The sequence below is a fragment of the Halorubrum tibetense genome (assembly GCF_042661865.1).
Classification (GTDB): domain Archaea; phylum Halobacteriota; class Halobacteria; order Halobacteriales; family Haloferacaceae; genus Halorubrum; species Halorubrum tibetense.
The window spans coordinates 1-8,829 of sequence record NZ_JBHSWW010000085.1; the positions used below are offsets into that span (position 1 = coordinate 1).

At 66.1% G+C, this 8,829-nt stretch carries 11 protein-coding genes; 8 read left to right on the forward strand and 3 right to left on the reverse strand.

The window, feature by feature from the left end; genetic code table 11:
- Window positions 1-705: DUF5787 family protein (locus ACFQEU_RS07580; RefSeq protein ID WP_379780844.1), on the reverse strand; the 705-nt coding region annotated here is incomplete at its 3' end.
- A 124-nt stretch (window positions 706-829) separates the two neighbouring features.
- Here ACFQEU_RS07580 and ACFQEU_RS07585 point away from each other — a divergent pair.
- The 6 genes from ACFQEU_RS07585 (at window position 830) to ACFQEU_RS07610 (ending at window position 5,592) form a co-directional block, all read left to right on the forward strand.
- Window positions 830-1,651: a DUF6517 family protein gene (locus ACFQEU_RS07585; protein WP_379780846.1), complete on the forward strand. Its 822-nt coding sequence runs from the start codon at window positions 830-832 to the stop codon at window positions 1,649-1,651.
- A gap of 53 nt (window positions 1,652-1,704) precedes the next feature.
- Complete coding sequence (locus ACFQEU_RS07590) at window positions 1,705-2,094, forward strand: hypothetical protein (RefSeq protein WP_379780848.1); 390 nt, start codon at window positions 1,705-1,707, stop codon at window positions 2,092-2,094.
- Window positions 2,091-2,750 (forward strand): NUDIX hydrolase, encoded by a 660-nt coding sequence (locus ACFQEU_RS07595; protein WP_379780851.1) that lies wholly within the window; start codon window positions 2,091-2,093, stop codon window positions 2,748-2,750. Before ACFQEU_RS07590 ends, ACFQEU_RS07595 begins: the two co-directional genes overlap by 4 nt.
- A 90-nt stretch (window positions 2,751-2,840) precedes the next feature.
- On the forward strand, window positions 2,841-2,993 hold the full coding sequence (locus ACFQEU_RS07600; RefSeq protein WP_379780853.1) for a C2H2-type zinc finger protein: 153 nt from the start codon (window positions 2,841-2,843) through the stop codon (window positions 2,991-2,993).
- Between the two features lie 111 nt (window positions 2,994-3,104).
- The gene (locus ACFQEU_RS07605; RefSeq protein ID WP_379780855.1) at window positions 3,105-4,478 is read left to right on the forward strand and encodes a serine hydrolase; all 1,374 of its coding nucleotides are present in this window, start codon (window positions 3,105-3,107) and stop codon (window positions 4,476-4,478) included.
- Between the two features lie 280 nt (window positions 4,479-4,758).
- Window positions 4,759-5,592 (forward strand): NAD+ synthase, encoded by an 834-nt coding sequence (locus tag ACFQEU_RS07610; RefSeq protein WP_379780857.1) that lies wholly within the window; start codon window positions 4,759-4,761, stop codon window positions 5,590-5,592.
- Window positions 5,593-5,610: 18 nt separating this feature from the next.
- On the opposite strand, the gene ACFQEU_RS07615 is transcribed toward ACFQEU_RS07610, so the two are convergent.
- The gene (locus ACFQEU_RS07615) at window positions 5,611-5,766 is read right to left on the reverse strand and encodes a DUF7563 family protein (RefSeq protein ID WP_379780859.1); all 156 of its coding nucleotides are present in this window, start codon (window positions 5,764-5,766) and stop codon (window positions 5,611-5,613) included.
- A gap of 209 nt (window positions 5,767-5,975) precedes the next feature.
- Window positions 5,976-7,055, reverse strand: coding sequence for an anthranilate phosphoribosyltransferase (locus ACFQEU_RS07620; protein WP_379780861.1), 1,080 nt, complete (start codon window positions 7,053-7,055; stop codon window positions 5,976-5,978).
- Window positions 7,056-7,431: 376 nt separating this feature from the next.
- On the opposite strand from ACFQEU_RS07620, the gene ACFQEU_RS07625 reads away from it, so the two are divergent.
- Both ACFQEU_RS07625 and ahbB read left to right on the forward strand, forming a co-directional pair.
- Window positions 7,432-7,590 carry a DUF7317 family protein gene (locus tag ACFQEU_RS07625; protein WP_379780863.1) on the forward strand — a complete coding sequence of 53 codons (159 nt, stop codon included), beginning with the start codon at window positions 7,432-7,434 and terminating at the stop codon, window positions 7,588-7,590.
- A 71-nt stretch (window positions 7,591-7,661) separates the two neighbouring features.
- The gene (gene ahbB / locus ACFQEU_RS07630) at window positions 7,662-8,729 is read left to right on the forward strand and encodes a siroheme decarboxylase subunit beta (protein WP_379780865.1); all 1,068 of its coding nucleotides are present in this window, start codon (window positions 7,662-7,664) and stop codon (window positions 8,727-8,729) included.
- Window positions 8,730-8,829: the final 100 nt, after the last annotated feature.

Here is an 8,829-nt window from a genome sequence, read left to right on the forward strand (position 1 = left end):
GTACGCCCGTTCGGCGATCCGCCGCCGTTTCCGGGCCTTCGAGGCCGGGGAAACGACCGCGACGTCGGTGCGTGAGGCCCGTTCCTCGCGGATCTCGACGCCCGCCGTCCCGGGATCGAGCCGCGTCGGTTCGCGGACCACCTCCCGCTCACTGCTCGTCGGGTCGAACCGCCACACCCCCACCGCGTCGGGGATCCGGTTGAGGTGTGCGCGGGTGACGTACGAGCCGGTCGCGAGCACGACCTCGTCGAACAGTCCGAGCGCGACGTCGTACCGGAGCTGCGCCTCCAAGTCGCCCGGTTCGCCGAGATCCGGCTTGTTCTCGATCGCCGTGAGCGACCCGATCCAGTCGTCCGGGTAGCGGGCGGTCGCCCGTACCGTCGAACGGCCGTCGTGGCGCTCGCGTTCCAGGTATCCCGCCTCGACGGCGGCGTCGACGACGTCTCGCGCACGGTCCATCGGGCGATCGAACGCCTCGTTGACGGGCACCGCCTTACCCGGTCCGACAGACGCGTCGATCGCGGGGTCGGGGATCCGTTCGGGAGTGATCGCCGCCCGGTCGTCGAACGCCGGACCGGGAGCGAGGACACAGACGTCGACGATCCGGTTCCCGGGGACGGTCACGCCGGATCCGAGCTGGCGGGCGACGACCCTGTCGGGCGACTCCAGGGCCGCACACAGCGCCAACTCGAACCGGGCTTCCATACCTGATCCACGGCCGGTGCCGAGTAAAACGCGTCGCCCGACCCACTCCCTCGGCCGTCGACTCGGACTCAACCCTGATACTCGCGGCGTCAGGTTCAAACGGCGCAACGCCGGACATCGGCGCATGAACGGGAATCGCTCCACGAACGGGCGTCGCTTCATGGACGGGCGTCGCTCCACGAACAGGCGTCGCTTCCTCGGCTCCGTGGTCGGCGTCGGTGCGCTCGGTGCCGCCGGCTGTCTCGCGAGCGCCTCCCCGAGCCCGCCGATCGTCCCCGAGGACGCGCTCGACGACGGCGGTTGGGAGCTCGACGAAACGGTCCAGGAGGAAGCGTTCAGCGAGACGTACGCCGGACAGGAGCTCACCGCGACCGCGACGACCGAACTGTACACGAACGTCGCCCTCCGCGAGGAGCTCGCGGAGAAGACGCTCGGCGAAGTGGCGGACGCACCGGCCGTCTTCTTCGCCAGTCGGGTCACCTTCGACCCCGACCTGACGAACCTTCCCGGCGGCGTCGGCCGCGATCAGGTCGTCGACGAGGTGGAGGCGAACGCCCGTTCCACCCTCGAAGATCGGATGGCGGCCAACGGCGTCGAGGGGACCGACACCGTCGCGGAGGGCGAGCTCACGGTCGACACGGGCGAGACGGCGCGCCGAACCGACCTGGCCGGGACGCTCCCGTTCGCGCCGATCGCGGTCCCCGTCACCGACGACCGGACGGTCGAGCTCGACACCGACGCGGTTCCGGTTGCGGGCCGACTGGGGGTCTGGCATGCCGGGGAGAGCGTTCTCGTCGGCGGCGGCGCGTTCCCGTCCGAGAACGTCGCCGAACACTTCGAGGAGGAGCTCTCGTCGGCCATCTCGGTCTCCATCGATGTCGACCTCGGGCTGGAGCCCGACGCGTACGAGACGGCGCTCCTCGACCTCGTTCGCGCGCTGGAGTGAGCCGGTCTGCCCCGGGGCGAAACCGGTATTCGGCACGGCCCCGTACGACCGATATGCGCCCGGTCACCCGGAACCTCCTCATCGCAATCGCGCTGGTGATCGTCGCCCTGCTCGCGCTGGGCGCGCTCCCGAGCTACCTCGGGAGCGGCGATCCCTACTATTTGACCGCCGAGGGGATCGAGACCGATGAACCGGCGGTCGACGTCAACGACGTCGACGAGCGGCGCTACCCGTTCCTGACGGGGGCACTCGAGAGCGCCGACGGTCGCTCCGAAGGGTATCAGCTCGGCCCCTACGGGGTAAAAGAGTGGTTCACACACACGCCGTTTGACGAGGTCGACGCGCTCACGCAGCGGGTCCCCGAGGCGGCCGTCGACGACGGGGTTCGTGTCGAGCGCGACGGGCAAACGTATTACGTCGAGGTCACGCAGGATCCCGCATGAGCGACGACTCAGCCGACGAGCGGCCGGGGCGGACCGACGAGCGGCCGACCGGAGACGCGCCACGTCCCGCGGCCGACCTCCGCGATCTCCCAGCGTTCTCCGACGGACGGCTCCATTCGCTGCCCGGCGAGCCCGAGTGGCCGGTTCGGGAGGTCGCCGTCGAGTACGACCCCGGCTGGTTCGTCGGCGGGTACGACCGCGTCGAACAGCCCGACGGCACCGAGAAGGCGTACTACTGGGCGGAGCTCCCGCCCGCGACGGTCGTCATCGCGATCGCCGACGACTCGGTGCTGTTCGTCGAGCAGTATCGGCCGACCGTCCGCACCACCCAGATGGAGCTGCCCGCGGGGATCGTCGAGCCGGGGGAGTCGTACACCGAGGCAGGGGCGCGCGAGCTCGCCGAGGAGACCGGCTTCGACCCCGCATCGACCGCGCTGTTACAGGAAGTGTGGTGTTCGACGGGCGTGCTTCGGCACAAACGCGGGTACGTGTTCGCCGAGGGGCTCGAACCGGTCGACGTCGAGGCCGACAGCAACGAGTTCCTCGTCCCGCATGCGGTCCCGATCGACGAGGCGCTCGAAACGGCGCGCGAGCCCCCGACGAACGACGCGACGCTTGAGGGGCTGCTGCTGGCGGACGCCGACGGGCTACTATAGCGAGACGTGGTAGTTAACAACCTATGGCAATGTACTTATCCTCAATAGTAACAAACGTTTATATATGTTTGCGCCTAAGTTAATAACACAATGGCGATCACATGCGCGGACTGTGACACGGAGTTCAAGACGGCGGCCGCCCTGACCCAGCACCTCCCGCTTCACCACGACACGTGCGGGGTCTGTAACGAACGGTTCGACGGCACGGACGCGCTCCGCGAGCACGTCCACGAAGCGCACTGAGATCGGCGGTCTCACCGCCGACCTTCCGAACGGGCTGTCCGAGACGCCGATACCGAAACGTCAGCCCACCTTCTACGAACGCTTTTGACGGCTCCACGCGTCGTGACGGCAATGGCGGATGTACTTTCGACGACCACCCGTTCGCGGATCGACGAGCTCGTGTACGAGTGGCTGACCGATACGGCTGCACCCGGTGCGAGCGTGACGATCGTCGACGAGACCGAAACGCTCTACCGATCCGGATACGGGGCTCGGCACCTCGAAACGAACGACCCTGCAACGCCGGAAACGCTGTACGGCTTTGCCTCCGTCACGAAGTCGTTCACTGCACTTGCGGTACTACAGTGTGTCGACCGAAACGAACTCGAACTCGACGACCCGATCGAGAAGCACACTGACGCCGAGTTCGAGGGTGCTGACGAGGTCACGATCCACGAGCTACTGAGCCACAGCTCCGGGATCCCGTCTTTGAGCACGTCGGCCGTCCTGCTTGCTCGACAGGCGGGCATGGACGATGTCGGCGTTCCGCTGGGTGACACCGACGATCTCTATTACCACGTCGACGGTGTCGGTGACGAACGGGACGAACACTCCGCTGGCCGGTTTATGTACAACAATACGGGGTACATTCTCCTCTCACATGCAGTCGAATCGGCTACCGGCCAGCCGTTCGAGGAGTACGTCACGGACGAGATCCTCACGCCGCTGTCGATGGATCGCTCGACGTTCGATGCTGATGCGTACGACTCCTTCGACGATCGCGCAACGCCGTACCTGCTCGATGACGGCGAGTACGTAGCGACATCGTTTCCCGCACGCGAGCTCTCGTACGGCCCCGGTGGGTTGATCACCGCTACGACTGACCTCGGAAACTACCTACAGTTCAATCTCGCCGGTGGTGTGTTCGCGGATACCCGGCTCGTAAGCGAGGACCTCCTCGCACGAGCGCACGAATCCCATATCGACCCGCTCCCACGCTACGGGGAGGGGTACGGCTACGGGTGGTCGATTCACGATATCGCCGGGACGACCCTCATCGGACACGGCGGATCGCTGCTTACGTCTTCGTCCGCGATCGGATTTCTTCCCGAACACGGCCTCGGGTTCGCGCTCGGCTGTGCCGCACAGCCCGAGGTTCACCCAACCGAGATCGGTCAGGGTATCGTTGCCTTGCTGCTCGGTGAAGAGCCGGCAGACGTGGTTCCGTCGATCGGATACCGTAGGCGGGTATCCGAACTCACTGGCGAGTACGAAGCGTATCGCGGGGTCACGACGGCGACCGTTTCCGAAGAGGGCGGGATGCTCTCGCTCGAACTCTCGGTCGGTCCGATCGAGGACACGTACACGCTCGTTCCGGACGACCCCTCGCTTGCAACGCTTACGTTCACGACGCCCGCACCGGGGCAGCCGGCACCGGTCGAGTTCGTTCGTCACGGTGGGGGTGTAGAGCTCTTCATCGATCGACATCGGCTCCACAAGCAGTAGCAGCCGATGCCGTTCAAGTAATTGTCGTCTCACTATCACTCAACACCGATAACTGATCGCTCCTACTGGACACCGACGACTTGATCGTCGTTGCAACCACGCTGCTGAACACTTCCTCCGTCCATCGCGAAACACACGAAACCAGCCACTGCTCGCTGATATCGGCGGTTCCGATGGGGTTCAGACGGATCAAGCCGCTCGATCGACTCGGAACTCGACATGCGTCCAACTTCCTGTGCTGACGGGGAGGTATTAGTCGTCTCAGCCCTTCTCCCCTCGTATGAGCCAGACCTCGCAAGGGTCGGTGTTGCTGTCGGACGACCCGCCGATCGACCTCCGCATGTCGGAGTCGGAGCTGGAAACGACCCGCGATCGCATCGTCTCATTTATTACGGACCTCGTCGCCGACGCCGGTACTGAGGGGGCTGTCCTCGGCCTCTCGGGCGGGATCGACTCGACGCTCACGGCGTACCTCGCGGTCGAGGCGCTCGGGCCGGAGGGCCTCCACGGGATCACGATGCCCGCGGCGGTGAACGACCCCGAGGTCATGAGTGACGCCGAGCGGGTCGCCGACGAGCTCGGGATCGACTACGACGTGATCGAGATCCAGCCGATCGCGGAGGCGTTCTTCGACGCGATGCCCGAAGCGGCCGACGATCGCATGGCGACGGGGAACGTGTACGTCCGGACCCGCGCGGTGTTGAACTACTTCGTCGCCAACGCGGAGAACCGGATCGTGCTCGGGACCGGCAACCGGGCGGAGGCGATGACGGGGTATTTCACGAAGTACGGCGACCAAGCGGTCGACTGTAACCCGATCGGGAACCTCTACAAGATGCAGGTCCGCCAGCTGGCCGCCCACGTCGGCGTCCCTCGCGACCTGGTGATGCAGGAACCGACCGCCGGGATGTGGGACGGACAGACCGACGCTGCGGAGATGGGTCTCGATTACGACACGGTCGACGCCATCCTCGCAGTCCACGTCGACGGCGGACTCTCGCGCTCGGCGACGATCCGCGAGCTCGGCGTCCCCACCGAGGCCGTTGACCGCGTCGTCGAGCTGTACGAGCGGAGTGCGCACAAGCGGTCGATGCCGCCCGCTCCGGAGAGATAAGGCGTTTTTACAGTCCGATCACGATCGGGCGTCGTGGGCCCGTTCTTTCGCGACCTCCGCGATCCCGGCGTTCGCGGAGCAGTTCGGACACGCGTGGATCCGTCCCCGCTTGTCGGCGAACACCCGGGCGAACCGCTCCGAAACGTGCGCCTGACAGTGTTCACACGTCGGCATATTGTGGTGCGTTATCGTGGATCATGATCTGTACAGCTGAGCTAGGGGTTCCGCACTCAAGACCCCTTTCCAAACTCAGTCCAAAATTCGTCCGGAGTTCGTCCCGCTCGGTATCGATATCCCGGCTTTCGGCCGGGCTCCCCGGGAATCGCGGCGTTTGCCCGGTGTCGCTACCGGTGTCAGACGAGGCCCCCGCCGTCGCCGACCGCTCAGAACTCGCGGAGGTCCTCGAGCACGCTGAGCGCGGAGCCGTCCGCGATGGCTTCGCGGGCCGCTTCCAGTCCGGCCTCGATGGAGTCTACGTCCCCGCGGGCGTAGATCCGAAGCGCGGCGTTGACGGCGACTGCATCGGCGAAGGGCCCGTCGCGCTCGCCGGCAAGGACCGCCTCGGTGATCGCCGCCGACTCGACGGCGACCTCGTCCACTGCGAGGTCTTCTTCCTCGAGATCCATCCCGTACTCGGCGGTCTCGATCTCGAAGTCGTCGAAGACGGGCTCGCCGTCGTCGCCTGCGGCGTCCCACTCCGCAACCTTCGTGTAGCCGGGGCGGACATCGTCGTACCCCTCCATCCCTTGGAACATCAACACGCGGTCGAGGTCGTGGAACTCGCTCTCGCCGAACGTGTCGACGACTTTCTTCGCGAACGCGAGGTGGTAGAAGGAGCCGAGGTGGACCGACGCGCCCGCCGGGTTCGCCAGCGTTTCGATCGTGTTGACGAACGTCCGAACCCCCATCATATCCCGCCGCTCGAACAGGTCGTCGATCGCGGGGTTGAACGCCGGCTGATAGTAGAAGCCGAAGCCGGTCTCGTCGACCATCTCGGCGGAGTCGCGGGGCGTCAGCTCCGTTCCCACGCCCAGCTCGTCGAGGACGTGCTTGTACGCGTCCTGTTTCTGCGTGGGGACGCGGTCGCCGGAGTGGACGACGACCGGCGTGCCGGCGGCGGCCGCCACGGCCCCGGCGGCCACCCCCAGGATCGCGGTCCGACCCTTCCCGTCGTAGTTCGCGCCGCAGTCGACGGGATCACAGTCGGGTTCCGCGTACTCGACGCGCTCGCACATCACGTCGACGTACGCCCCGAGCTCCTCGGCGGTGTTCCGCTTCCACCGGTTCGCGAGCCAGAACGCGCCGAGCGTCGTCGGGTCGGGTTCGTCCGCGAGAACCCGCTCGAACGCCTCGGTCGCCTGTGCGCGCGTGAGGTCGTCGGCCGACTTGTGGCCGGAACCACAGACCTCGGTCATCAACCGTTTGAGGGGCCACTCGCCGAACTCCTGTGTCGCCTGAGCCATACGCTTCGTTCGGGTTTGTGAACGAAAAGCCTCCCGCTCGGCTCCCGTCCCTTGGGAACGGTCACCGTGCCGTCTCCTCGGGCACGACCCGCTGCGACCCCAAACACGACCCACCATGACCCGAGACACGACGCGTTACGACTCCAACACGAGCCGAACATCCGCCTAACGGCCGAGCGCGAGCGACGACGCGCGGGACAGCCACCCGGATGCGGCACCGACCTTGGTACTATGTGACGTACAATTTCTGATCGATACAGGTAATTTCTGGAAAATAAGCACACAAATGTTTCTTTCTACGAGATAGTAGTTCTACTGTAGTATGCTTACGGCGTTAGAGTTATATACATGTCCATCTAGATCGTACTCGTACCCGATGACGTCCAAATCCGTGGCGACCGCGCTAACGCTGTATCGTTCCCGCACGCTGACGCTCGAACAGGCCGCGACCGTCGGCGGCTGTTCGACGGCGGAGCTCGAAGCGAGCGCGCGGGCGTTCTCGCCACTGCCGGGCCACGCTTCCGGCGACGACTGAACGGGGCCGTGCACCCCGCTGACGCCTCGTCCTCCGAAACCGGTAGATAGCTCCGTCCCCTGATCGCGATAATGAGTCTCGACGCCGACTGGCGGGCCGGGATCGACGCGGTCGACGCCGCGCTCATCGACGAGTACCAGAGCGGATTCCCCGTCGAGGAACGGCCGTTCGAGCGGGTCGCGGCCGAGATCGCCGCCGAGACGGGCACTGAGGTCGACGCCACCGAACTCCTCGACCGCGTCCGTGACCTCCGGGAACAAGGCGTCTTTCGTCGGTTCGGTGCGGTGTTGAACCCACCCGTGATCGGCTCCTCGACGCTGGCGGCCGTTCGGGCCCCGTCGGAGCGGTTCGACGAGATCGCCGACGTGATCAACGGCTACCGTCAGGTGAACCACAACTACCGCCGGGAGCACGAGTGGAACCAGTGGTTCGTCGTTACTGCGGGCTCCCGGGAGAAGCGTGACGAGATACTCGCCGAGATCGCGGAGCGAACCGGCTGTGACGTGTTGAACCTCCCGATGTTGACCGACTACTACATCGATCTGGAGTTCCCCGTGGTCAACCGGGACCGGTTCGCGAGGGAGTCGATCGATCGGACGGACGTCTCCGCCACCCGTATCTCCGAGGACGCCCGCGGCGACCTGAGCCCGCTGGAGGCCGACCTGCTCTTAGCGATCCAGGACGGCTTCCCGCTGTCGGCGACCCCGTACGCCGACGTCGCGGCCGAGATCGATTCCCCGGTCGACGACGTGCTCGCGGCGGTCGAGCGTCTGCTTGCCGACGGCTGTATCAAGCGGATCGGCTGTGTCGTCAACCACATCGTCACCGGGTTCACGAACAACTGCATGGTCGTCTGGGACGTGCCGGACGACGAGCTCGACGACCGCGGTGAGGCGGTCGGGAGCCTCCCGTACGTCACCTTGTGTTATCACCGCCCCAGGCGTCCGGATCAGGACTGGGAGTACAACATGTTCACGATGATCCACGGTCGCGAGGCCGAGGCAGTCGACGCGAAGATCGACGAGCTGGCGTCCGAACACCTCCCGTTCGACCACGAGCGGCTCTACTCGACGGAGACGCTGAAACAGACGGGGGCGCGCTACGACGACCTCGTCGCCGAGGACGCGGACCGCGACTGATCGGCCCACGTTACCCCGTCGACGGCGTCGACGAACGCCCATCCGAACGCCCCCGCGGGGGTCGTGAACCCCGCCGGCGCGTCGCCCGCGAGCGTCCGCT

Coding starts and splice junctions, on each gene's coding strand:
- ACFQEU_RS07625 (WP_379780863.1), top strand. CDS start 7,432: ATGACGTCCAAATCCGTGGCGACCGCGCTAACGCTGTATCGTTCCCGC.
- ACFQEU_RS07585 (WP_379780846.1), top strand. CDS start 830: ATGAACGGGAATCGCTCCACGAACGGGCGTCGCTTCATGGACGGGCGT.
- ACFQEU_RS07620 (WP_379780861.1), bottom strand. CDS start 7,055: ATGGCTCAGGCGACACAGGAGTTCGGCGAGTGGCCCCTCAAACGGTTG.
- ahbB (WP_379780865.1), top strand. CDS start 7,662: ATGAGTCTCGACGCCGACTGGCGGGCCGGGATCGACGCGGTCGACGCC.
- ACFQEU_RS07600 (WP_379780853.1), top strand. CDS start 2,841: ATGGCGATCACATGCGCGGACTGTGACACGGAGTTCAAGACGGCGGCC.
- ACFQEU_RS07615 (WP_379780859.1), bottom strand. CDS start 5,766: ATGCCGACGTGTGAACACTGTCAGGCGCACGTTTCGGAGCGGTTCGCC.
- ACFQEU_RS07605 (WP_379780855.1), top strand. CDS start 3,105: ATGGCGGATGTACTTTCGACGACCACCCGTTCGCGGATCGACGAGCTC.
- ACFQEU_RS07590 (WP_379780848.1), top strand. CDS start 1,705: ATGCGCCCGGTCACCCGGAACCTCCTCATCGCAATCGCGCTGGTGATC.
- ACFQEU_RS07610 (WP_379780857.1), top strand. CDS start 4,759: ATGAGCCAGACCTCGCAAGGGTCGGTGTTGCTGTCGGACGACCCGCCG.
- ACFQEU_RS07595 (WP_379780851.1), top strand. CDS start 2,091: ATGAGCGACGACTCAGCCGACGAGCGGCCGGGGCGGACCGACGAGCGG.